This is a genomic window from Saccharothrix texasensis, from assembly GCF_003752005.1.
Taxonomy (GTDB): domain Bacteria; phylum Actinomycetota; class Actinomycetes; order Mycobacteriales; family Pseudonocardiaceae; genus Actinosynnema; species Actinosynnema texasense.
Genome location: NZ_RJKM01000001.1, coordinates 1,444,968 through 1,471,966, shown reverse-complemented (window position 1 = coordinate 1,471,966; position 26,999 = coordinate 1,444,968). Strand labels below are relative to the sequence as shown.

Here is a 26,999-nt window from a genome sequence, read left to right as displayed (position 1 = left end):
GCCTGTGGCGGTTGTCGGACTGGCCTGCCGGTTACCCGGCGCACCTGATCCGGCCGCGTTCTGGCGACTGCTGCGGGAAGGGCGCAGCGCCATCACCGATGTGCCCGCCGGTCGTTGGCCGGAACACCGCCGCGGCGGCTTCCTGACCGATGTCGACCTGTTCGACGCGGAGTTCTTCGGTGTTCCACCCCGCGAGGCGGCGGCGATGGACCCGCAGCAGCGGCTGGCGCTGGAACTGGCCTGGGAGGCGCTGGAGGACGCGCACGTCGTGCCCGCGTCCCTCGCCGGCACGGCCACCGGCGTCTTCGTCGGCGCGATCGCCGACGACTACGCCAAGCTGGGCGCCGACCCCGACCGCTACACCGTGCCGGGCAAGAACCGGGGCATGATCGCCAACCGCGTCTCGCACCTGCTCGACGCCCGCGGCCCGAGCCTGGTCGTGGACACCGGCCAGTCCTCCGCCCTGGTGGCCGTGCACCTGGCGTGCGAGAGCCTGTGGCGGGGCGAGACGACGCTCGCGCTGGCGGGCGGCGTGAACCTGACCCTGCTCTTCAGCGGCACGGTCGGGCTGGAGCGCTTCGGCGCGCTGTCCCCGGACGGCCTCTGCTACACGTTCGACGCCCGCGCCAACGGCTACGTGCGCGGCGAGGGCGGCGGGTTCGTCGTGCTCAAGCCGTTGTCCCGCGCGGTGGCCGACGGTGACGACGTCGTCTGCGTCATCCGCGGCGGCGCGGTGAACCACGACGGCGGCGCCGGACCGCTGACCGTGCCGGACGCGGCCGCGCAAGAAGCCGTGCTGCGGCGCGCCTACGAGCAGGCGGGCGTGCCCGTCGAGGACGTGCGGTACGTGGAGCTCCACGGCACCGGCACGCCCGTCGGCGACCCGGTCGAGGCCGCCGCGCTGGGCGCGGCCCTGCGGGCGCCGCGCCCCCTGCTGGTGGGCTCGGCCAAGACGAACGTCGGGCACCTCGAGGGCGCGGCCGGCATCGTCGGCTTCCTCAAGACCGCGCTCGCCATCCGGCACCGCGAGCTGCCCGCCAGCCTGAACTTCGCCACGCCCCACCCGCGCATCCCGCTGGACGAGCTGAACCTGGTGGTGCAGACGGGTTTGACGCCGTGGCCCGACGAGGACCGGCCGCTGGTGGCCGGTGTCTCGTCGTTCGGCATGGGCGGCTCGAACTGCCACCTCGTGCTCGCCGAAGCCCCGGCCCCGGTTCCGGTCCCCGACCCGGTCGAGCCGCAGCGGCGGGACGGCTCGCCGTTGCTGTCGGTGTCGGCGCGCTCGGAGCCGGCCCTGCGCGCCCAGGCGTCGCTGCTGGCCGGAGTGGACGCCGACGAGGCCGACCTCGCGCACTCGCTCGCGTCCGGGCGCACGGCCTTCGAGCACCGCGCCGTCGTGTTCCCGGGCGGCCTGGCCGCGCTGGCGGAGGGCCGTCGATCGCCGGACGTGGTGCGGGACGCGGTCGTGCCGGACCGCCGGCTGGCGCTGATGTTCGCCGGACAGGGCAGCCAGCGACCCGGCATGGGCTTCGAGCTGGCCTCGGCGTTCCCGGTGTACGCGGCGGCCTTCGACGAGGTGCTGTCGCACTTCACCATCCCGTTGCGCGACGCGATGGCGTCGGACTCGGTGCACCGGACAGAGTTCACCCAACCGGCGTTGTTCGCGCTGGAGGTGGCGCTGTTCCGGCTGCTGGAGCACTGGGGCGTGCGGCCGGACTTCCTCGTGGGGCACTCGATCGGCGAGCTGAGCGCCGCGCACGTGGCCGGGGTGCTGTCGCTGGCCGACGCGGCGAAGCTCGTGCAGGCGCGCGGCGCGCTGATGCAGGCGCTGCCCGCCGGTGGCGCGATGGTCGCGGTGCAGGCGGCCGAGGCCGACCTGCTGGCCGCGATGGCGGGGCGCTCGGACCGGGTCGGCGTCGCCGCGGTCAACGGTCCGACCGAGACGGTGATCTCCGGTGACGAGGACGTGGTGCTGGAGATCGCGGCCGACTTCGAGGCGCGCGGGCACCGCACCGCCCGGCTGAAGGTCGGCCACGCGTTCCACTCGCCGCGCGTGGCGCCGGTGCTGGCCCGGTTCACCGAGGTGGCGCGGGGCCTGGCGGTCCACCCGCCGACCATCCCGATCGTCTCCACGGTCACCGGACGTCCGGTCACGGCGGCCGAACTGGCGTCGCCGGAGCACTGGGCGCGCAACGTGCGCGGCTCGGTGCGCTTCCTCGACGCGGTGCGGTCCCTGGCCGCGGCGGGCGTGACGACGTTCCTGGAGGCGGGGCCGGACGGCGTGCTCACCGGCATGGTCGAGGACTGCCTGGACCCGGCGCCGGACACCCGGCTGGTGCCGACGCTGCGCCGCGACCGCCCCGAGGAGCGGTCGGTCCTGGAGGCCGTCGCCCGGCTGCACGTCGCCGGCGTGCCGGTCGACTGGACCTCGATCGTGCCGCGCGGCAGGCGGGTCGCCCTGCCGACCTACGCCTTCCAGCGGTCGCGGCACTGGGTGAGCGAGGCCGTCGAGGCCGTCGCCGCACCGGCCGCCGACCTCCTCGGCCTGGTCGTGGCGCAGACCGCGGCCCTGCTCGGGTACGCCGAGGTCGCGCCGGACCGGACGTTCCAGCAGCTGGGCCTGGAGTCGCAGGGCGCGGTGGAGCTGGTGCAGCGGCTCTCGGCCGCGACCGGGCTGACCGTGCCGCCGTCCTCGGTGTTCGAGCACCCCACGCCGGCCGCGCTGGCCGCCCGGCTCGCGGTCGGGCGACCCGTCGTGACCGAGCCGCCCGCACCGGAAGCAGCGCCGGGACCGGTCTCGTCCGGGCAGGTCTCATCTGGGCAGCTCTCATCTGGGCAGGTGCTGTCCGGACCGGTCCCGTCCGCGTCCGTCGTGGAACGCGTGCCGATGCCGCGGGCAGAACCGGACGAACCCATCGCCATCGTCGCGATGGGGTGCCGCTACCCCGGCGGCGTGCGGTCGCCGGAAGACCTGTGGCGGCTGGTGGCGGACGGGGTCGACGCGGTCGGCGGCTTCCCGACCGACCGGGGCTGGGACGTCGACCTGCCGTTGGCGGAGGGCGGGTTCCTCTACGACGCGGACCGGTTCGACCCGGCCTTCTTCGGCATCTCGCCGCGCGAGGCGCTGGCCATGGACCCGCAGCAGCGGCTGCTGCTGGAGGTGTCCTGGGAGGTGTTCGAACGCGCGGGCATTCCGCCGGCGTCGCTGCGCGGCGACCGGGTGGGCGTGTTCGTCGGCGCGATGTCGCAGGAGTACGGGCCGCGGCTGCACGAGACCGCCGACGACCTCGCGGGCTACCGGCTCACCGGCAGCACGGCGAGCGTCGCGTCCGGCCGGCTGGCCTACACGTTCGGGTTCGACGGCCCGGCGATCACGGTGGACACGGCGTGCTCGTCGTCGCTGGTCGCGCTGCACCTCGCGGTCCAGTCGCTGCGGCGGGGCGAGTGCACGATCGCCCTGGCGGGCGGTGTGACCGTCATGGCCACACCGGGGCTGTTCACCGAGTTCTCCCGCCAGGACGGGCTCGCGCCGGACGGCCGCTGCAAGTCGTTCTCGGCCGCCGCGGACGGCACCGGGTGGGCCGAGGGCGTCGGCGTGCTGCTGGTCGAGCGGCTGTCCGACGCGCGTCGCAACGGGCACCAGGTGCTGGCCGTGGTGCGCGGCAGCGCGGTGAACCAGGACGGCGCGTCCAACGGCCTGACCGCGCCCAGCGGCAGGTCCCAGAAGTCGGTGATCCGGCAGGCGCTCGCCGACGCGGGCCTCGCCGCCGCCGACGTCGACGTGGTGGAGGCGCACGGCACCGGCACGCGGCTGGGCGACCCGATCGAGGCGCAGGCGCTGCTGGAGACCTACGGCCAGGACCGCTCGACGCCGTTGCTGCTGGGGTCGCTGAAGTCCAACATCGGGCACGCGCAGGCGGCGGCGGGCGTCGCCGGGGTGATCAAGGTGGTCGAGGCGATGCGCCACGACCTGGTGCCGCGCACCCTGCACGTGGACCGGCCCTCGCCGCACGTCGACTGGACCGCCGGGCTGGTGGAGCTGGTGACGTCGCCGACGGCGTGGCCGCGTTCGGCACGGCCGCGGCGGGCGGGCGTGTCGTCGTTCGGCATCTCCGGGACGAACGCGCACGTCGTGCTCGAGGAGTTCGCCGCCGAACCGCCGCCGCCGGGCGGTCCGACCGTGCTGACGCTGTCGGCCCGGACACCGCGGGCCCTGCGCGCCCAAGCCCGTGCGCTGCACGACTACCTGACCTCGCGGGAGGTCGACCTGGCCTCGGTCGCCGCCGGCCTCGGCGGGCGGACGCGGTTCGAGCACCGGGCGGCGGTGCTCGACGCGGCGGCGTTGCCCGCGCTCGTGCGGGGCGAGCCGGCGGCGGGGCTGGTGACCGGGACCGCCGCGCCCGCGCGGACGGCGTTCGTGTTCCCCGGCCAGGGCTCTCAGTGGTCGGGCATGGCCACCGAGCTGCACCGCTCGTCACCGGTGTTCGCGGCGAAGCTGGACGAGTGCGCGCGGGCGCTGCGCGGGTTCGTGGACTGGGACCTGCTCGACGAGCTGTCCGGCCCGCTGGACCGGGTCGACGTCGTGCAGCCCGCGTTGTGGGCCGTGATGGTGTCGTTGGCCGAGCTGTGGCGGTCCCGCGGGGTCGAGCCGGCGGCGGTGGTCGGCCACTCCCAGGGCGAGATCGCGGCGGCGGCGTTCGCCGGTGCGCTGTCCGTCGCGGACGCCGCCCGGGTGGTCGCGCTGCGCAGCAAGGCGCTGGTGGCCCTGGCGGGTCAGGGCGGCATGGCCTCCCTCGCGCTGGGCGCGGACCGGGTGCGGGACCGCCTGGCCCCGTTCGGCGACCGGTTGTCGGTGGCGGCGGTGAACGGCCCGAACGCCGTCGTCGTGTCGGGCGAGGTCGAGGCGCTGGACGAGCTCGTGGCGTCGTGCCAGGCGGACGGCGTGCGGGCGCGGCGCATCCCCGTGGACTACGCGGCCCACTCGGCGCAGGTCGAGGTGATCGAGGCGGAGCTGCTGGCGGCGCTCGACGGCATCGCGCCGGTGTCCGTCGCGGTCCCGTTCTACTCGACCGTGACGGGCGGGCGGATCGACACCGGGACGCTGGACGCCGCCTACTGGTGCCGCAACCTGCGGGAGACGGTGGAGTTCGAGCGCGCCACGCGGACGCTGGTCGCGGACGGCTGCACGGTGTTCGTGGAGGCCAGCCCGCACCCGGTGCTCACGCCCGCCGTCCAGGACACCGTCAACGCGGCCGGTTCGGGTGCGGTCGCGCTCGGGTCGTTGCGGCGCGACGACGGTGGTCTCGCGCGGTTCCACGCTTCGCTCGCCGAGGCGTTCGTGCGCGGCGTCGACGTGGACTGGGGGTTCGGCGGGGGACGTGCCGACGTGCCGACGTACCCGTTCCAGCGGCAGCGGTTCTGGCTGGACGGCGCCCCCGCCGTTCGACCGCGGTCCGCCGCGGACCGGTACCGGGTGCGGTGGGAGCCGATCACGCCGCGCGGGACGGTCACCGGCACCTGGGTCGTGCTCGCGCCGCCCGGTGAGGACCTGGCCCTGCCCGGCGCGCGGCGCGTCGTGGTCGACGGGCCGGTGGAGCGGGCGGAGCTGGTCGCGCGCGTCAGCGAGGCCCTGGCGGGTGACCGGCCTGCGGGGCTGTTGTCGCTGCTGGCCTTCGCCGAGGAGCCGCACCACCGGCACCCGGCGGTGCCGGTGGGGTTGGCGAACACGCTGGCGGCGGCGCAGGCGTGGGGCGACCTCGGGTTCACCGCGCCGATGTGGTTCGGGACGCGGGACACGCCGGTGCAGGCACAGGTGTGGGGATTGGGCCGCGTGCTGGCCGCCGAGCACCCGGAGAGGTGGGGCGGCTTGGTGGAGCTGCCGGCCCCGCTCCACGCCGGCGAGAACGCGCCTGCCGCACCAGAGCCCGACGGGGCCGGAGAGGGCGGGCCGGCCGCGGCAGAGCTGGGTGAGCGGCTCGCGGCGGTGTTGGCCGGTGGTGAGGACCAGGTGGCCCTGCGCGCCGGCGGCGCCTTCGCCCGCAGGGTGGTTCCCGCGCCGCTCGACGAGCCGGGGCAGTGGCGAGCCAGGGGCACGGCGCTGGTCACCGGCGGCACCGGCGCGTTGGGGTCCCACCTGGCCCGCTGGCTGCTCCGCGCCGGTGCGGAGCACGTCGTCCTGCTCAGCCGCAGCGGACCGGACGCGGCCGGCGCGGGCGGTCTGCGCGCCGAGCTGGGGGACCGGGTCACGATCGTCGCCTGCGACGCCGCCGACCGGGACGCGCTCGCGGACGTCCTCGGCGCCCACCCGGTGAACGCCGTGTTCCACGCGGCCGGCGTGCTGGACGACGCGTTGGTCGACTCGCTCACCCCGGCGCACCTCCAGAACGCTCTGCGCGCCAAGGCGGTGGCGGCGTGGAACCTGCACGAGCTGACCGGCGGGCTGGACGCGTTCGTGCTCTTCTCGTCGGTCGCCGCCACCTGGGGCGCCGCCGGGCAGGGCGGGTACGCGCCGGGCAACGCCTTCCTGGACGCCCTGGCCGGGCACCGCCGGGCCGCCGGGCTGCCCGCGACGTCGATCGCCTGGGGACCCTGGTCGGGCGGGGGCATGGCCGCCGGCGTCCGGTTCGACGACTACCGGCCGATGCCGCCGCACCGGGCGCTGGCCGCACTGGGCCACGCGCTGGCCAACGGCGACACCTGCGTCACCGTCGCCGACCGCCGGGCCGAGGAGCCGGTGGCCACGACCCGGCCGGCCGACCCGTTGGCTCTCGTCCGCACCCTCGCGGCGGAGGTGCTCGGCCACGACTCGGCCGACGCGATCCCGCCCGACACGGCGTTCCGGGACCTGGGTTTCGACTCCCTGGGCGCGGTCCGGCTCAGGACGAAGCTGAACGCGGCGACGGGTCTCGGGCTGCCGAAGACGGTCGTGTTCGACTACCCGACCGCGCGGGCGCTGGCCGGGCACCTCGGCGGTGAGGCCGCCCCCACCGGGCCCGCCACCACGACCACGACCGGCGGTGACGAGCCGATCGCCATCGTGGCGATGGCCTGCCGCTACCCGGGCGGCGTGACGACCCCGGAAGACCTGTGGCGGCTCACCCTCGACGGCGTCGACGCGATCACCGGCTTCCCGACCGACCGGGGCTGGGACCTCGACCGGCTGTTCCACCCCGACCCCGACCACCCCGGCGCGACCTACGCCCGCGCGGGCGGGTTCCTGCACGACGTGGCCGACTTCGACCCGGAGTTCTTCGGCATCAGCCCGCGCGAGGCGCTGGCGATGGACCCGCAGCAGCGGCTGCTGCTGGAGACCTCCTGGGAAGCCTTCGAACGGGCGGGCGTCAACCCGGAGTCGTTGCGCGGCAGCCGGACGGGCGTCTTCGTCGGCCTGACCTTCCAGGACTACGCCTCGCGCGTGACGAACCCACCCCGGGAACTGGAGGGCTACCTGCTCACCGGCAGCACGGCGAGCGTCGCGTCCGGCCGGATCTCCTACACGTTCGGGCTGGAAGGCCCCGCGGTCACGGTCGACACCGCGTGCTCGTCCTCGTTGGTGGCGCTGCACCTCGCGGCCCAGGCGCTGCGCCGCGGCGAGTGCGAGCTGGCCCTGGCCGGCGGTGTCGCGGTGATGGCCGGCCCGCAGGTGTTCCTGGAGCTGGGCCGCCAGCGCGGGCTCGCCGCGGACGGCCGCAGCAAGGCCTTCTCGGCCGCCGCGGACGGGTTCGGCGCCGCGGAGGGCGTCGGCGTCCTGCTGGTGGAGCGGTTGTCCGACGCGCGGCGCAACGGCCATCCGGTGCTCGCGATCGTCCGGGGCACCGCCGTGAACCAGGACGGCGCGTCGAACGGGCTCACCGCGCCGAACGGGCCGTCGCAGCAGCGGGTGATCCGCGAGGCGCTGGCCGGCGCGGGACTGTCCCCCTCGGACGTCGACGTGCTGGAGGCGCACGGCACCGGCACCAGGCTGGGCGACCCGATCGAGGTCCAGGCCCTCCAGGCGACCTACGGCCGGGACCGCGCGACGCCGTTGCTGCTGGGTTCGGTCAAGTCCAACATCGGGCACACCCAGGCGGCGGCCGGCGTGGCGAGCGTGGTCAAGCTCGTGCAGGCCATGCGGCACGGCGTGGTGCCGCGCACGCTGCACGCGACCGAGCCGACCCCGGAGGTCGACTGGGACGCGGGGTCGATCGAGCTGCTGACCGAGCAGGGGGTGTGGCCGGACACCGGGCGACCGCGCCGCGCGGGCGTGTCGTCGTTCGGCATCAGCGGCACCAACGCGCACGTCGTGCTCGAAGAAGCGCCGCCGGCCGGCGACTCGGAAGCGGCGGACGGCCCGGTGAGCTGGGTGCTCTCGGCGAAGACCGCGACCGCCCTGCGGGAATCCGCCCGCAGGCTCGCCCGCCACGTCGAGGAGCACCCCGACCTGCGCCCGCGGGACGTGGCCGCCACCCTCGCCACGCGCGCGGTGTTCGAGCACCGCGCGGTGGTCGAAGGCCGCGACCTGGCCGAGCTCGTCGACGGCCTCGACGCGGTCGCGAGGGGTGGGGTGACGCCGGATGAGCTGCCCGCGGCCGCGAGTGACCCGGCGCGGGGCCGGATCGTCGACCTGCCGACGTACCCCTTCGAGCGGCGGCGGTACTGGCTGGACCCGACGCCCGACCGGGACGGCGGGTTGGACCACCCGGTGCTCACCCGGGCCGTCCCGCTGGCCGGTTCCGACGAGTGGGTCTTCACCGGGCGGCTGGCGCCGGACACCCACCGCTGGCTGGCCGACCACACCGTGTGGGACGCGGTGGTCGTGCCGGGCACCGCGCTGGTCGACCTCGCCGCGCGGGCCGGCGCCGAACTGGGCCTGCCGGTCGTCGCGGACCTCACCCTGAGCACGCCGCTGGTGGTGTCGGAAGGCGTGGACGTGCAGGTGCGGGTCGACGCGGCGCACCGGATCACCCTCTCCGCCCGGCGCGCGGACGGCTCCTGGACCACGCACGCGACCGGTTCCCTCACCGCGGCGGCCGAGCTGCCGGACATGCCCGACGAGTGGCCGCCGGCCGGTGCGGAACCGGTCGCGGTCGACGAGCTGTACCCGCGGCTGGCCGAGCGCGGGTACCGCTACGGCCCCGCGTTCCAGGGCCTGCGCGCGGCGTGGCGGCGCGTGTCCCCGCAGACCGCCGAGGTCTTCGCGGAGGTCGAGAGCGCCGTGTTCCCGGCGTTGCTGGACGCGGCCCTGCACACCGTCTTCCTGGCCCGTGCCGACGAGGACACCGTGCTGCCGTTCCGGTTCCGGGGCGTGACGCTGAACCCGACGACCGCGACCCGGCTCCGGGTCCGCCTCGCCGGTGACGGCGTCGTGGCGACCGACGAGACCGGTGCGCCGGTGTTCGCGGTGGAGTTCCTCGAAGTCCGGCCGATCCCGCGCGACCGGCTGCGGGAACGCGGCGGCTCGCTGTGCGTGGTGCGCTGGGACCGGGTTCCCACGACCTCCGACGGCCGGCCGGCCGAGGTGTTCGTGGCGCCCCGGGGCGACGTCCGCGCGGTCACCGCCGCCGTGCTCGCGCGGCTCCAGCAGGACGCGGACCGGCTGGTCGTCGTCACGCACGACGCCGTGTTCACCGACGACCCAGACCCGGCCCAGGCCGCGGTGTGGGGCCTGGTGCGGTCGGCGCAGACCGAGCGCCCGGGGCGGTTCGCGCTGGTGGACGTGGACGACGACCGGGCCATCCCGATGGCGGTGGCGTCCGGCGAGCCGCAGGTGGCGGTGCGCGACGGCGTCCTCCACGCGCCCCGCCTGGTGCTCGCGCCACCGGCCGAGGGCACGCGCTGGTCGCCCGGCACGGTCCTGATCACCGGCGGCACGGGCGTGCTCGGCCGGCTCGTCGGCGCGCACCTGCGCGACCGGCACCGCGTGGTCCTGCTCAGCCGGTCCGGCGCCCCGGTCGAGGGGTTCGAGACCGTGGCGTGCGACGTGACCGACCGCGACGCGGTGGCCGCCGTGCTGGCGGGCATCCCCGACCTGACGGCCGTCGTGCACGCGGCGGGCGTGTCGGACGACGGCGTGGTCGACGGGCTCACACCGGAACGGCTCGACCACGTGCTGCGGCCCAAGGTCGACGGCGCGCTCGTCCTGCACGAGCTGACCCGGGTGCCGCTGGTGCTGTTCTCGTCGGCCGCCGGGTCGCTCGGCTCGGCCGGTCAGGCGGCCTACGCGGCGGCCAACGCCTACCTGGACGCGCTGGCCGGGCACCGCCGAGCGCGAGGGCTGCCGGGGGTCTCGCTCGCGTGGGGGCTGTGGGAGCAGCGCAGCGCGATGAGCGAGCACGCGGACGTCGACCGGTTGGCCGGGATCGGCGTCGGCGAGCTGTCCACGCGGGACGGACTCGCGCTGTTCGACGCCGCGATCGGCCGGGACGAGCCGGTGCTCGTGCCGCTGCGACCGGCACGGGACCTCACCAGGGGCCTGCCGCTGGCCCGGGCGGAGGCCAAGCCGGTGGTGGTGAAGGGCTCGCTGCTGGACGTGGTGCGCGGCGCGGCGGCGGCCGTGCTGTCCCAGGCGGTGGACCGCGTGCCCGCCGACCGGGCGTTCGCCGAGCTGGGCTTCGACTCGCTGGCCTCGGTGGAGCTGGGCAACCGGCTGAGCGCGGCGACCGGGCTGCGCCTGCCGTCCAGCCTGGTGTTCGACCACCCGACGCCCGCCGTGCTCGCCGCCCACCTCCGGCAGGAGCTGTCCGGGCAGCGGGCCACCACCGCCGAGGTGGCGGCGACCCCGGTGGACGAGCCGATCGCGATCGTGGCGATGGCCTGCCGGTTCCCCGGTGGCGTCCGCACGCCGGAGGACCTGTGGGAGCTGCTGGCCGAGGGCCGCGACGCGGTCGGCGACCTGCCGACCGACCGCGGCTGGGACCTCGGCGCGCTGTACGACCCCGACCCGGGGCGGCGCGGCACCTCGTACACCCGGAAGGGAGCGTTCCTTGACGACGCGGCCGACTTCGACGCCGCGTTCTTCGGGATCTCCCCGCGCGAGGCGCTGGCGATGGACCCGCAGCAGCGGCTGCTGCTGGAAACGGCGTGGGAGGCGTTCGAGCGCGGCGGGATCGACCCGGCGACGGTGCGCGGCTCCCGCACCGGCGTGTTCGCGGGCGTCATGTACCACGACTACGGGGGACGCCTGCGGCACGTGCCCGAGGACGTCGAGGGCTACCTGATCAACGGCAGCGCGGGCAGCGTCGCGTCCGGCCGCGTCGCCTACGCGTTCGGGCTGGAGGGCCCGGCCGTCACGGTGGACACGGCGTGCTCGTCGTCGCTGGTGGCCCTGCACCTGGCGGCGCAGGCCCTGCGGCGCGGCGAGTGCTCCCTGGCCCTGGCCGGCGGGGTCACGGTGATGGCGACCCCGGCGCCGTTCGTCGAGTTCAGCAGGCAGCGCGGACTGGCGGTGGACGGGCGGTGCAAGTCGTTCGCCGACGCGGCCGACGGCGCCGGCTGGGGCGAGGGCGTCGGGATGCTGCTGGTCGAGCGGCTGTCCGACGCGCGCCGCAACGGCCACCCGGTGCTGGCGCTGCTGCGCGGCAGCGCGGTGAACTCCGACGGCGCGTCGAACGGGTTGACCGCGCCGAACGGTCCGTCGCAGCAGCGGGTGATCCGGGCCGCGCTCGCCGCGTCCGGTCTGTCCACTTCGGACGTGGACGTGGTGGAGGCGCACGGCACGGGCACCCGCCTCGGTGACCCGATCGAGGCGCAGGCGTTGCTGGCGACCTACGGCCAGGACCGCTCGACGCCGTTGCTGCTGGGTTCGGTGAAGTCGAACCTCGGCCACACCCAGGCCGCGTCCGGTGTCGCGGGCGTGATCAAGGTGGTGCAGGCGATGCGGCACGGCACGGTGCCCAAGACGTTGCACGTGGACGCGCCCTCCACGCACGTCGACTGGACGGCCGGCGCGGTGGAGCTGGTGACCGAGCCGACGCCGTGGCCGGTGCTCGGCCGGGCTCGACGGGCCGGCGTGTCGTCGTTCGGCATCTCGGGCACGAACGCGCACGTCATCCTGGAAGAGCCGCCGTTCACGCCCACGCCGCCCCCGGCGGCGGTGCCCGCCGTGCCGCTGGTGCTGTCCGCGAAGACGCCGGAAGCGCTGCGCGAGCAGGGTGAGCTCCTGCACCGGCACCTGACCCGCGTCCGGCCGGACCTCGCCGACGTGGGCGCGACGCTGGCGGCTCGGTCGAGGTTCGAGCACCGGTCGGCGGTCGTGGACGTCGACGACCTGCTGCGGCTGCCGGTCGAGCGGGCCGAGGACCGGCGGTTGGCGTTCCTGTTCTCCGGCCAGGGCAGTCAGCGGCCGGGCATGGGCCGGGAGCTGGCCGAGGCGTTCCCGGTGTTCGCCGAGGCGCTGGACGAGGTGTGCGCGCGGTTCGACTTCCCGCTGCGCGAGGCGATGGCGTCCGAGGACGTGCACCGGACGGAGTTCGCCCAGCCCGCGCTGTTCGCCTTCGAGGTCGCCCTGTTCCGGCTGCTGGAGCACTGGGGCGTGCGCCCGGACGTCCTGGTCGGGCACTCGGTCGGCGAGCTGGCCGCCGCGCACGTCGCCGGGGTGCTGTCGTTGGGTGACGCGGCCGCGCTGGTCGCCGCCCGGGGCGCGTTGATGCGCGAGGTGACCGGGCGCGGCGCGATGGTCGCCGTGCGGGCCGGTGCGGACGAGGTGCGCGACCGGCTCCGACCGGGGGTGGAGATCGCCGCGGTCAACGGGCCGAGGTCGGTGGTGCTGACCGGCGACGAGGACGCCGTCCTCGCGGTCGCGGCGGAGTTCGGTTCGGCCAAGCGGCTCCCGGTGAGCCACGCGTTCCACTCCGCGCACCTGGACGGGATGCTCGACCGGTTCCGCGCGGTCGCGTCGACCATGACCTTCCGACCGCCCTCGATCCCGATCGTGTCCACGCTGACCGGGGAACCGGTCGCCGAGGAGCTGTGCTCACCGGACTACTGGGCGCGGCACGTCCGGCACACCGTGCGGTTCGCCGACGCGGTGTCGCGGCTGGCCGGCGCGACCATGCTGGAGGTCGGACCGGACGGCGCGCTCAGCGCGATCGTCGACGCCGTGCCCGCCCAGCGCCGCGACCGGCCCGAGCCGGTCGCGCTGGCCGGTGCCCTCGGCCTGCTGGACGCCCGCGGCGCGACCGTGGACTGGGCGGTGTACTTCCGCGGCGCCCGGCACGTCGACCTGCCCACGTACGCGTTCCGGCGGCAGCGGTTCTGGCTGGCGGAGAGCGCGCCGCTGATCGAGAACGCCGTGACGCTGCCCGACTCGGGCGCGGCGGTGCTGACCGGCACGCTGTCGGTGGGCCGGCAGCCGTGGCTGGCCGACCACCGGGTGCACGGCCAGGTCGTCGTGCCCGCAGCCGCGTTCGCCGACCTGGTGTTGCGGGCCGGTGAGCACGTCGGCTGCGCGCACGTGGCCGAGCTGACGGTGGAAGCGCCGCTGGTGCTGACCGAGGCGGTCGAACTGCTCGTGTCGGTGGACGGGCCCGACGCGGGCGGTCGGCGCCCGCTGCGGGTGCACAGCCGGACCACCGGCGAGTGGACCAGGCACGCGACCGGTGTGCTGGACCACGGCGGCGGCGTCGCCGAGTCGTTCGACTGGCCAGACGGCACGGACGTGGACCCGCGGGAGGTCTACGCGGCGCTGCGCGCGAGCGGCCTGGAGTACGGGCCGGCGTTCCAAGGGCTCCGCGAGGTGCGGCGCGTGGGCGACGAGGTCTACGCCGCCGTGTCCGCGGACGAGTTCCCGGCGCTGCTCGACGCGGCCCTGCAGGGCCTGGGCCTGGTGGCCGGCGAGGGCCTGCCGTTCGCCCTGACCGGGATCTCCCGGTTCGGCACGGCCACCTCCGCGCGGGCACGCCTGACCCCGCACGACGGCGGCGCGTCGGTCGTGCTGACCGACGAGCACGGCACGCCCCTCGCGGTGATCGAGTCGGTGGTCGTCCGGCCGCAGCGGGGACGGCGGCACGCCGACCTGCACGTGCTGACCTGGGAACCGCTCGACGTGTCCGGAGTGGACACCGACCGCACGGTCGTCCGGATCGACGCCGACGACCCGCACACCGCCGCACTGCGGGCGCTGACCGCGCTCCAGTCGGACGCGGAACGGCTCGTGCTGGTCACCGACGGCTCGCTCGCCACCGCCGCGGTGCGCGGTCTGGTGCGGTCGGCGCAGGTCGAGCAGCCCGGCCGGGTCGTGCTCGTGGAGACAGACGGCCAGGTGGTCGTGCCCGCGGGCGAACCCCACGTGGTCGTGCGAGGCGACCAGGTGCTCCGGCCGAAGCTCAAGCGCGCGCCGGCGTCCGAAGAGGACGTGCGGCTCACCGGGACGGTCCTGGTCACCGGCGGCACCGGGGCGCTCGGCCGGCAGGTCGCCCGGCACCTGCGCGACGCGCACGGCGCCCGGGTGCTGCTCGCGAGCCGGTCCGGCACGCCGGTGCCCGGGTTCGAGGTGGTGGCCTGCGACGTCGCCGACCGCGCGCAGCTGGTCCGGCTGCTCGCCGAGCACCCGGTGGACGCCGTCGTGCACTGCGCCGGCGTGCTGGACGACGGCGTGGTCGAGTCCCTGACCCCGCGCCGGCTGACGGACGTGCTGCGCCCCAAGGTGGACGCGGCCCGGCACCTGGACGAGCTGACCGACGTGCCGCTGGTGCTCTTCTCCTCGACGGCGGGCACGCTCGGCTCGCCCGGCCAGGCCAACTACGCCGCCGCCAACACCTACCTCGACGCGCTGGCCGAGGACCGCCGGGCGCGCGGCCTGCCCGCGGTGTCCATCGCGTGGGGCTGGTGGGACGACCCGGACGGCATGGTCGGCCGGCTGACCGACGTGGACCGGGAGCGGATCGCCAGGTCCGGCCTGCGCCCCCTGAGCCCGGCCGAGGCGATGGTGCTGTTCGACGCGGCACTCGGCCACGGGTCGCCCGCGGTGGTGGCGGCGAGGCTGAGGCGGCCCGAACCCGCGCCGAAACCCGTGGCAGGCCTCGCGGAACGGCTCGCCGCCGCGCCGCCGGAGCGACGGGCGCACCTGCTGCTGGACGTGGTGCGGGCCGAGGTGGCGGGCGTGCTCGGCCACGCGACCGCCGCGGAGATCGCCCCCGACCGGGGTTTCCTCGACCTCGGGTTCGACTCCTTGACGGCCGTCGAGCTGCGCAACCGGCTCGGCGCGCTGTCCGGCGTCCGGCTGCCCGCGACGGTCGTGTTCGACCACCCCACGCCCGCCGACCTGGCGGAGCGGCTGGGGCGGGAACTGCTGCCCGAGGAGCGACCGGCGGACGACCTGGCGTCGGCCACCGCCGAAGAGCTCTTCGCGTTCATCGACAACACGCTCAACGTGAAGCGAGGTCCCGGTGGCCGGTGACGAGAAACTGCTCGACTACCTCAAGCGGGTCACCGCCGAGCTGCAGGAGACCCGGCAGCGGTTGGCGGACGCGCAGGAGCCGATCGCGATCGTGGCGATGGCCTGCCGCTACCCCGGAGGCGTGCGGTCGCCGGAAGACCTGTGGCGGCTGGTGGCCTCGGGCGGCGACGCCATCACGGGGTTCCCGACCGACCGCGACTGGGAGGGCGAGGGACTCGGCGGGTTCCTGCACGACGCCGCGGACTTCGACGCCGGCTTCTTCGGCATCTCGCCGCGCGAGGCGCTGGCCACGGACCCGCAGCAGCGGCTGCTGCTGGAGGTGTCCTGGGAGGCGTTCGAACGCGCCGGCCTGACCGCGGACGCCGTGCGCGGCAGCCGGACCGGCGTGTTCGCGGGCGTCATGTACGACGACTACGCGTCCCGGTTCCGCACGCCGCCCGAGGAGGTCGCCGGCCACCTGGGCACCGGCAGCGCGGGCAGCGTCGCCTCCGGCCGGCTCGCCTACGCGTTCGGGCTGACCGGCCCGGCGGTCACCATCGACACCGCGTGCTCGTCCTCGCTGGTCGCGCTGCACCTGGCGGCGCGGTCGCTGCGCGCGGGCGAGTGCGACCTCGCGCTGGCCGGCGGTGTCGCGGTGATGGCGACCCAGCGGACGTTCACCGAGTTCGCCAAGCAGGGCGGGCTGGCCGCCGACGGCCGGTGCAAGGCGTTCTCGGCCGACGCCGACGGCACCGGCTGGTCGGAGGGCGCGGGGCTCCTGCTGCTGGAGCGCCTGTCCGACGCGCGCCGGCACGGCCACCCGGTGCTGGCGGTCGTCAGCGGCAGCGCGGTCAACCAGGACGGCGCGAGCAGCGGCCTGACCGCGCCCAACGGGCCGGCGCAGGAACGGGTGATCCGCGACGCCCTCACCGCCGCGGGCCTCACCCCGGCCGACGTGGACGTGGTGGAGGCGCACGGCACCGGCACCCGGCTCGGCGACCCGATCGAGGCGCAGGCGCTGCTGGCCACCTACGGGCGCGACCGGGACACACCGGTGCTGCTCGGCTCGGTGAAGTCGAACCTCGGCCACACCCAGACGGCGGCCGGTGTCGCGGGCGTGATCAAGGTCGTGATGGCCATGCGCCACGGCATCGCGCCGAAGACCCTGCACGTCGGCGAGCCGTCGCCGCACGTGGACTGGTCGGCGGGGGAGCTGCGGCTGCTGACCGAGGCCACGCCGTGGCCGGCCGCCGACCGGCCGCGCCGGGCCGCGGTGTCGTCGTTCGGGATCAGCGGGACGAACGCGCACGTGATCGTGGAGCACGCCGCCGAACCCGCGGAACCCGCCGAGCCGGCCCGCGGGTTCGGCCGGGTGCCGTGGGCGCTGTCCGCGAAGAGCCCGGGAGCGCTGCGGGAGCAGGCGTCGCGGCTGCTGGACCTCGACGCGGACCCGGCCGACGTGGCGTGGTCGCTCGCGCACACCCGCACGCCGTTCCGCCACCGGGCCGTGGTGCTCGGCGACGTGCGCGCCGGCCTGGGCGCGTTGTCGCGCGACGAGCCGGCCGCGGACGTCGTCACCGGCGAGGCGACCGCGTCCGGCGGGGTGGCGTTGATCTTCCCCGGCCAGGGCGCGCAGTGGTCCGGGATGGGTGTGGAGCTGTACCGGTCCTCGCCGGTGTTCGCGGCGAAGCTGGACGAGTGCGCCGCCGCGCTGCGGTCCCACGTGGACTGGGACCTCGTCACCGAGCTGGCCGGCCCGCTGGACCGGCCGGACGTGGTGCAGCCCGCGCAGTGGGCGGTCATGGTGTCGCTGGCCGAGCTGTGGCGGCACCACGGCGTCGTGCCCGCGGCGGTCGTCGGCCACTCGCAGGGCGAGGTCGCGGCGGCGGCGGTCGCGGGCGCGCTGTCGCTCGACGACGCGGCCAGGGTGATCGCGCTGCGCGCCAAGGCGGTGTTGTCACCGGCGTTGCGCGGTGGCGTGGCGTCCGTGCCGCTGCCGGTCGACGAGGTGCGCGCCCTGCTGGAGGACGGGCTCGGCATCGCGGGCGTGAACGGCCCCCGCTCCACCCTCGTCTCCGGCGACACCGCCGCGCTGGACCGGCTGCTCGCGCGCGAGGAGCTGCGGGCCAAGCGGGTGCCGGTCGACTTCGCCGCGCACTCGCCGCGCGTGGAGGCGATCCGCGACGAGCTGCTGGCCGCGTTCGCCCCGGTCCGCCCCAGGTCCTCGGCCATCCCGTTCTACTCGTCGGTGACCGGCGCGCTGGTCGACACCTCGACGCTCGACGCCGACTACTGGTACCGCAACGCGCGCGAACCGGTCGAGTTCCACCGCGCCACGCAGGCCGCGCTGGCCGACGGGATCGGCGTGCTGCTGGAGTCGAGCCCGCACCCCGTGCTCACGACCGCCCTGGCGGACGGTCCGGTGGTGCTGTCCACCCTGCGCCGCGACGACGGCGGGCCGGACCGGTTCGCGCACGCGGTGGCGCAGGCCCACGTCCGCGGTGTGGCGGTGGACTGGCGGCTGCCCGAGGCGCGGCGGACCGACCTGCCGACCTACCCGTTCCAGCGGGAGCGGTTCTGGCTGGCGAACGAGCTCGACTACGGCGCCGCGTCCGGCCACCCGCTGCTGACCTCCGCCGTGCGGCTGGCCGACGGCGACGGCGTGCTGCTGGCGGGCCGGTTGTCGCTCGACGCGCACCCGTGGCTGGCCGACCACGCCGTGCTCGGGGAGCCCGTCGTGCCCGGCGCCGCGCTCGTCGAGCTGGCCGTGCACGCGGGCGAGCGGGTCGGGTGCCCGGTGCTGGCCGAGCTGGTGCTGCACGCACCGCTGACGGTGCCGGCCGAGGTGCAGCTGGCGGTGCAGGCGCCGGACGACCGGGGCCACCGCCGCGTCACCGTCCACTCCCGGCTCGGCGACGACTGGACCGCGCACGCCATGGGCGTCCTCGCGCCCGCCGGCGCGCCGCTGCGGGGCTTCGACCGACCCGCCGACGCCGAGCCGGTCGACCTCGAGGGCCGGTACGAGCGGCTGGCCGACCAGGGCTACCACTACGGGCCGGTGTTCCGGGGGCTGGCAGCGGCGTGGCGCGCCGGCGACGACCTCCACGCGGACGTGCGGCTGTCCGGCGACCCCGGCCGGTTCGACCCGCACCCGGCCCTGCTCGACGCCGTGCTGCACGTCCTGGACACCCCGGCGCACGAGGTGCGGGTGCCGTTCTCGTGGACCGGCGTGCGAATGCGCCGGTCGGCGACGACGAGGCTGCGCGTCCGGGTCCGCCCGAACGGCGACGGGCACGAGATCACGGCCGTGGACGAGGACGGCGTGCCGGTGTTCGCGGTCGAGTCGCTGGTCCTGCGGACGGTGGGCGCCGGGCTCGCGCGGTCGCCGCTCTCCCGGGTCGACTGGGTGCCGCTGGCCCTGCCGGAGGAGGGCGTCGAGGCGGACGTCCTGCACGTCACCGGCGCCGCCGACCCGGTCTCCGGCGCGCGGGAGGCGCTGGCCCGGGTGCTCGGGGCCGTGCGGGAGCACCTGGCGGGCGACCGGCCGCACCTGGTGGTCGTCACCCGGAACGCGGTCGGCGACCACGTGTCGGACCTCGCCGCCGCCCCGGTCTGGGGCCTGGTCCGCTCGGTGATCGCCGAGCACCCCGGCCGGGTGTCCATCGTGGACACCGACGAGGCGTCCGCGGACCTGGTCACCCGCGGGGTGGCCGCCGGCGAGCCGCAGGTGGTGCTGCGCGGTCGGGAGGCGTGGACGCCGAAGGTCGTGCCGCTGCACGTGCCGCGCACGCCCGACACCGACTGGCACTGGGACGTCACCGAGCGCGGGACGCTGGAGAACCTCGCGCCGGTGCCGTCGCCCCGCGAGCCGCTGGGGCCCGGCGAGGTGCGGATCGCGGTCCGGGCGGCGGGCCTGAACTTCCGGGACGTGCTGATCGGCCTGGACCTCTACCCCGGCGACGACGCGAAGATCGGCGGCGAGGCCGCGGGCGTGGTGCTGGAGGTCGGCGCGGACGTCACCGACTTCACCGCGGGCGACGAGGTGATGGGCCTGTTCGCGGGCGGCGCGATGGGTCCGGTCGCGGTCACCGACCACCGGATGCTGGCGCTGGTGCCGACCGGGTGGACGTTCGCCCAGGCCGCCTCCACGCCGGTCGTGTTCCTCACCGCGTTCTACGGCCTGGTGGACCTCGCGGGCGCGCGGGCGGGGCAGTCCCTGCTGGTGCACGCGGCCACCGGCGGCGTCGGCATGGCGGCGACCCAGCTCGCCCGCCACTGGGGCCTGGAGCTGCACGGCACGGCCAGCCCGCCGAAGTGGCCCGTGCTGCGGTCGCTCGGCTACCCGGACGAGCGGATCGCGTCGTCGCGCACGCTGGAGTTCGAGCAGCGCTTCGCCGACGGCGTGGACATCGTCCTGGACTGCCTGGCCGACGAGTTCGTGGACGCCTCGCTGAGGTTGCTGCCGCGCGGCGGCGTGTTCCTGGAGATGGGCAAGGCCGACATCCGGGACGCGGCCGAGGTCGCCCGGCGGCACCCCGGCGTCCTCTACCGGGCCTACGACCTGGTGGAAGCCGGGCCGGACCGCATCCGGGAGATGTTCGCCGAACTGGGCGCGCTGTTCGAGGCGGGGGCGCTGACGCCGTTGCCGGTCACCGCGTGGGACCTGCGGCAGGCACCGGAGGCGTTCCGGTTCCTGGGGCAGGCCCGGCACACCGGCAAGCTCGTGCTCACCGCCCCCGTCGTCGAGCTGGGCGACACCGTGCTCATCACGGGCGGCACGGGCACCCTGGGCACGCTCCTCGCACGCCACCTGGCGACCGCGCACGGCGTGCGCACCCTCGTGCTCGTCAGCCGCGGCGGCGGCCCGAACCCGCTGCCCGACCTGGACGCGGACGTCCGCGTGGTGGCCTGCGACGTGGGCGACCGCGACGCGCTGGCGGCGCTGCTCGCCGACCTGCCCGGCCTGACCGCCGTCGTGCACGCGGCCGGCGTGCTGGACGACGGCACGGTCGAGTCGCTGACCCCCGAGCGGCTGGCCACCGCCCTGCGCCCGAAGGTGGACGCCGCGTGGCACCTGCACGAGCTGACGGACGTGCCCCTGGTGCTCTTCTCGTCGCTGGCGGGGGTGCTCGGCGGCGCGGGGCAGGCGAACTACGCGGCGGGCAACGCGTTCCTCGACGCGCTCGCCCAGCACCGCCGCGCCCGCGGCCTGCCCGCGGTCTCCATCGCGTGGGGCCTGTGGGCCGAGGACAGCGGTCTGACCGGCGGGTTGGGCGAGGCGGACCGCGCCCGGCTGGCCCGCAGCGGGTACGCCCCGCTGTCCACTGCCGAGGCCCTGGCCATGTTCGACAGCGCGGTGGCCGCGGACCGGCCGCTGGTCGTCGGCGCCCGCGCCACCGTCGTCACGCCGGCGGCGAAGACCGACCACGGCACCGTGCTGGACCTGGTGCGCGCGCACGTCGCCACGGTCCTCGGCCACGGCAGCCCCGACTCGGTGGACGTGTCCCGGCCGTTCAAGGACCTCGGGTTCGACTCGCTCACCACCGTCGAGCTGCGCAACCGGCTGGCCGCCGCGACGGGCCGGTCGCTGCCGACGACGCTGGTGTTCGACCACCCGACGCCGACCGCCCTCGCCGAGCACCTGGCGGGGGAGCGCCGGCCGGTCGTCACCACGCCGGTGGCCGCGCCGAGCCAGGAGCCGATCGCCATCATCGGCATGGCCTGCCGGTTCCCCGGCGGCGTGCGGTCGCCGGAGGACCTGTGGCGGCTGGTCGAGGCCGAGGCCGACGTGGTGGGCCCGTTCCCGACCGACCGCGGCTGGGACCTGGCGGGCATCTTCGACACCGACCCGGACCAGCCGGGCACCACCTACACCCGGGGCGGTGGGTTCCTCGACGTGGCCACCACGTTCGACGCCGCCTTCTTCGGCATCTCGCCGCGCGAGGCGCTGGCCATGGACCCGCAGCAGCGGCTGCTGCTGGAGGTGTCCTGGGAGGCGTTCGAACGCGCCGGCATCCACCCGGAGTCGGTGCGCGGCTCCACGGCGGGCGTCTTCGTGGGCACCAACGGCCAGGACTACTCCGACCTGTGGCGGGGCGACTGGGACGCCGTCGAGGGCTACATCGGCACCGGCAACTCCGCGAGCGTGCTGTCCGGGCGGGTCGCGTACGCCTTCGGGCTGGAGGGCCCGGCGGTCACCGTGGACACGGCGTGCTCGGCGTCCCTGGTGTCGCTGCACTGGGCGGCGCAGGCGTTGCGGCGCGGCGAGTGCTCGCTCGCGCTCGCCGGCGGCGCGACGGTGATGGCGACACCGGGCACGTACACGGAGTTCAGCCGGCAGCGCGTGCTGTCCGAGGACGGCCGCTGCAAGTCGTTCTCGGCCGCCGCGGACGGCACCGGGTGGGCCGAGGGCGTCGGCGTGCTGCTGGTGGAGCGGCTGTCCGACGCCCGCCGCAACGGGCACCAGGTGCTGGCGGTCGTGCGCGGCACGGCGGTGAACCAGGACGGCGCGTCCAACGGCCTGACCGCGCCCAACGGTCTCGCGCAGCAGCGCGTCCTGCAGCGCGCGCTCGACGACGCGGGACTCTCCCCGGCGGACGTCGACGCCGTCGAGGCGCACGGCACCGGCACCCGCCTGGGCGATCCGATCGAGGCGCGGGCGCTGCTCGCCACTTACGGCCGGGAGCGCACCGAGCCGCTGTGGGTCGGGTCGCTCAAGTCCAACCTCGGCCACTCGCAGGCCGCGTCCGGGGTCGCCGGCGTGATCAAGATGGTGCAGGCCGTGCGCCACGGCGTGCTGCCGCGCACCCTGCACGTCACCGAACCCACGCCGCACGCCGACTGGGGCGCCGACACCGTGCAGGTGCTGGCGCAGGCCAGGCCGTGGCCCGAGGCGGGCCGCCCGCGCCGGTTCGGCGTGTCGTCGTTCGGCATCAGCGGCACGAACGCCCACGTGATCGTCGAACAGGCCGACGAGGAGACCGCCGAACCGACAGACGACGCCCGGCCGGTCGCGTGGGTGTTGTCCGCCAAGGACAACGCGGCGTTGCGCGAGCAGGCACAACGGCTGCTCGCGCACCTGGGGGCGACGCCGGAGCACCCGCTGGACGTGGCGTGGACGCTCGCCACCACGCGCGCGCACCTGGACCGCCGGATCGGCTTCGCCGGCAGCACGCGCCACGCCCTGATGGAGCGGCTCGCCGAGGTGACCGGCGGGCGTGACGACGCGGGCCGGGTGGCGTTCCTGTTCTCCGGCCAGGGCAGCCAGCACCCCGGCATGGCCGCCGGGCTGCGCGAGGCGTTCCCCGTGTTCGCGCGGGCGTTCGACGAGGTGTGCGCGCACCTGGGGCTGGGCGACGCGCTCGACACCGACGCCGTGCACGAGACCGGGGTCGCGCAGCCCGCGCTGTTCGCGTTCGAGGTGGCGTTGTTCCGGCTGCTGGAGCACTGGGGCGTGCGGCCCGACTTCGTGGCCGGGCACTCCGTCGGCGAGATCGCCGCCGCGCACGTCGCCGGCGTGCTGTCGCTGGCGGACGCGTGCACGCTGGTCACCGCGCGCGGCCGGCTGATGCAGGCGCTGCCCGCCGGCGGGGCGATGGCGGCGGTCGTCGCGTCCGAGCAGGAGGTGCTGCCCCTGCTGACCGACGGGGTGACCGTCGCCGCGGTCAACGGTCCGCGGTCGACGGTCGTCTCCGGTGACGAGGACGCGGTGCTCGCGGTCGCGGCGCGGTTCGAGCGCGGCACCCGGCTCAAGGTCAGCCACGCGTTCCACTCGCACCTGATGGACCCGATGCTGGCCGGGTTCCGCGCCGTGGTCGAGGGGTTGTCCTTCGGTCCGGCCGCCATCCCGGTGGTGTCGACGCTGACCGGCACGCCCGTCGAGTTCACCGCCGAGCACTGGGTCCGGCACGCGCGCGAGGCGGTGCGGTTCCACGACGCCGTGCGCCACCTGGAGTCCCTCGGTGCGCGGACGTTCCTGGAGGTCGGGCCGAGCGGCGCGCTCAGCGGCACGGGCGGGTTCACCCCCGCCCTGCGCCGCGACCGACCCGACGAGGAGGCGCTGCTCGACGCCGTCGCGGAGCTGCACGCGCGCGGCGTCGAGGTCGACTGGACGCGCGTGTACGAGGGGCGTCCGACGCGGCGGGCGCAGCTGCCGACCTACGCGTTCCAGCCCAAGCGCTTCTGGCCCGGCGCCGCGGCTCGGCGGCGGGCCGACGCCGAGCACCCGATGGTCGACGCGGTGGCGGAGCTCGCCGAGCACGGCGGGTTGCTGCTGCACGGGCGGCTGAGCACCGCGACCCACCCGTGGCTGGCCGAGCACCGGGTGTTCGACCAGGTCGTCGTGCCCGGCACGGCGTTGCTGGAGCTCGCCGGGCACGCGGCGACGCGCGTCGGCGCCGGCCGGGTGGCGGAGCTGACGCTGCACAACCCGCTCGTGGTGCCCGACGGCACGGCGGTCGAGGTGCAGCTCGTGGTGTCCGACCACGACCTGACCATCCACGCGCGTCCCGAGGGCGGCGAGTGGGCCAAGCACGCCACCGGTGCGCTCGGCGACGACGCGGCGCCCGCCGTGCCGCTCACCGACTGGCCGCCGCCGGGTGCGCACGAGATCGGGATCGACGAGCTGTACGACGACTTCGCGGCGGCCGGCCTCGACTACGGCCCCGTGTTCCGCGGCCTGCGCGCGGTGTGGCGCCGGGCGGCCCGGGACGCGGGCGGCGCGGAGGTCACCGAGGTCTTCGCGGAGGTGTCCGTCCCCGACGGCGGGGGCTACGGCCTGCACCCGGCGCTGCGGGACGTGGCGCAGCACGTCGTGGTGCCCGGCGACCTGGTGGTCGGCGCCGGGCACGCGTTCCTGCCGTTCGCGTGGACCGACGTGACGGTGCACAGCCGGGGCGCGTCGACGCTGCGGGTGCGCCTCACCCCGACCGGCCCCGACTCCGTCTCGCTCGTCCTCGCCGACGACTTCGGCGCGCCGGTGGCCACCGTGGGCAGCCTGGCGCTGCGCCCCGCCGCCGTGCCCCGACCGCTGCACCGCGTGACGTGGACGCGGGAGCCGGTGCCCGAAGGGGTGGTGCGGCACGTGGTCCCGTTGGTCGAGGGTGATCCGCCCACCGCCGCCCGGGCCGCGACCGCCGACGTGCTGGCGCAACTGGGCGCCTGGCCGGCCGACCCGAGGTCGGCGGACTCCCGGTTGGCGATCGTCGTGTCGGACGACCTCGCGCACGCCGCGGTCCACGGCCTGGTCCGGGCGGCGCAGGCCGAGTACCCGGACCGGTTCCTGCTGGTGCGGGGCGACGAGGTGGTGACACCGCGGTTCGTGCCGGCGCCACCGGCCCCGGACGGCGAGCTGCCCGCCGGCACGGTGCTGGTCACCGGCGGCACGGGCGCGCTGGGCCGGCTGATCGCCCGCCACCTCGGCGACCGGGCGGTGCTGGTCAGCCGGAGCGGCACCCCGGTGGCCGGGTTCCGGACCGTCGCCTGCGACGTGGCGGACCGGGACGCGCTGGCCGCGTTGCTGGCCACGATCCCGGACCTGGCCGCCGTCGTGCACGCGGCGGGCGTGCTGGATGACGGAGTGCTGTCCTCGCTGACGCCGGACCGCTTCGACGCGGTGTTCCGGCCCAAGGTGGACGCCGCGTGGCACCTGCACGAGCTGACCGACGTGCCGCTCGTCCTGTTCTCCTCGGCCGCCGGGCTGCTCGGCGGCGCGGGTCAGGGCAACTACGCGGCGGCCAACGCCTTCCTCGACGGGCTCGCCGAGCACCGGCGCGCCGGGGGACTGCCCGCGGTCTCGCTCGCCTGGGGCCTGTGGGAGGTGGGCATGGGCGGGTCGCTGTCCGACGCGCACCGCGAGCGGCTGGGCCGGGACGGGGTCGCGCCGCTCACCGAAGCCGAAGGTCTCGCGCTGTTCGACGCCGCGCTCGGCCTCGACGACGCGGTGCTGCTGCCGGCCAGGGTGTCCGCCGCGACCCTGCGGCCACGCGCGGCCAAGGCCGTGGAGGTCCGGAAGGACGTCGACCCGCTGACCCTGGTGCGGTCGACGGTCGCGACCGTGCTCGGCCACGGCTCGGCGGAGGACGTCCCGCCCGGCCGGCCGTTCACCGACCTCGGGCTGGACTCGCTGGCGGCGGTGGAGATCCGGCGGCGGCTCGACGCGGCCACCGGGCTGCGGCTGCCCGCCACGGTCGTGTTCGACCACCCGAACCCGACGGCGCTGGCCGACCACCTGGCCGAGCGGCTGCGTCCCGACCACGCCGCCGTCGCGCTCGCCCAGGTGGACGTGCTCGCCCGGTCGCTGGCGGCGCTCGGCGAGGAGGACGGCGCGCGGGTGCGGCAGCGGTTGGAGGCGCTGCTGGCCGTGCGCCTCGCACAGGAGCCGGCCGACGCGCCGGAGACCGCCGACGACCTCGAACTGGACACCGCCGACCTCGACCAGATGCTCGACATCATCGACCAGGAACTCGGGGCGACGTGATGGCCGACGACCAGAAGGTGCTGGACTACCTCAAGCGGCTGACGGCCGACCTGCGGCAGACCAGGCAACGCCTCCGGGACACCGAGGAGGCGGCGCGCGAGCCGATCGCCGTCGTGGGCATGGCCTGCCGCTACCCCGGCGACGTGCGGTCGCCGGAGGACCTGTGGCGGCTGGTGGCCGAGGGCCGGGACGCGGTGACGCCGTTCCCGGTCGACCGGGGGTGGTCGGCCGCCGACGTCGCGGCCAGCCACACCCGGGAAGGCGGGTTCCTGCACGACGCGGGCCACTTCGACCCGGCCCCGTTCGACATCAGCCCCCGTGAGGCGTTGGTGGTCGACCCGCAGCAGCGGCTGCTGCTGGAGACCGCGTGGGAGGCGTTCGAGCACGGCCGGATCGACCACACGACGTTGCGCGGCAGCCGGACCGGCGTGTTCGTCGGCGTGATGTACCACGACTACGCGTCCCGGCTGCCGGAGATCCCCGAGCAGGCGCACGCGTTCCTCGGCACCGGCACGGCGGGCAGCGTCGCGTCCGGCCGCGTCTCCTACGTCTTCGGCCTGGAGGGGCCGGCGGTCACGATCGACACCGCGTGCTCGTCGTCGCTGGTCTCGGTGCACATGGCCGCGCAGGCGCTGCGCCGGGGCGAGTGCGCGCTGGCCCTGGCGGGCGGCGCGACGGTGATGGCCTCACCCGGCCCGTTCCTGGACTTCAGCCGCCAGGACGGGCTGGCCCGCGACGGCCGGTGCAAGTCGTTCTCCGCCGACGCCGACGGCACCGGGTGGGCCGAGGGCGCCGGGATGCTGCTGCTCGAACGGCTCTCCGACGCCCGGCGCAACGGGCACCCCGTGCTGGCCGTGATCCGGGGCAGCGCCGTCAACCAGGACGGCGCGTCGAACGGCCTGACCGCGCCCAACGGCCCGTCGCAGCAACGCGTGATCCGGCAGGCGCTCGCCGACGCCGGGCTGTCCGCCTCGGACGTCGACGCGGTCGAGGCGCACGGCACCGGCACGGTGCTCGGCGACCCGATCGAGGCGCAGGCCGTGCTGGCGACCTACGGCCGGGACCGGGACACGCCGCTGTCGCTGGGCTCGCTGAAGTCCAACCTGGGCCACACCCAGGCCGCGGCGGGCGTCGGCGGCGTGATCAAGATGGTGCTGGCGCTGCGGCACG

General features: G+C 76.1%; 2 protein-coding genes and 1 pseudogene. All 3 read left to right on the top strand.

The features are described 5' to 3' along the window. The first annotated feature begins 4 nt into the window (after positions 1-4). Positions 5-15,373 (top strand): SDR family NAD(P)-dependent oxidoreductase, encoded by a 15,369-nt coding sequence (locus EDD40_RS43230; protein ID WP_342777754.1) that lies wholly within the window; start codon positions 5-7, stop codon positions 15,371-15,373. Then, positions 15,363-25,829 (top strand): type I polyketide synthase, encoded by a 10,467-nt coding sequence (locus EDD40_RS05355; protein WP_123741897.1) that lies wholly within the window; start codon positions 15,363-15,365, stop codon positions 25,827-25,829. The genes EDD40_RS43230 and EDD40_RS05355 overlap by 11 nt, the downstream gene beginning before the upstream one ends. Next, positions 25,829-26,965, top strand: a pseudogene (locus EDD40_RS43225) (beta-ketoacyl synthase N-terminal-like domain-containing protein); the annotation flags it as partial. The gene EDD40_RS05355 and the pseudogene EDD40_RS43225, both read left to right, overlap by 1 nt. Positions 26,966-26,999 lie beyond the last annotated feature (34 nt).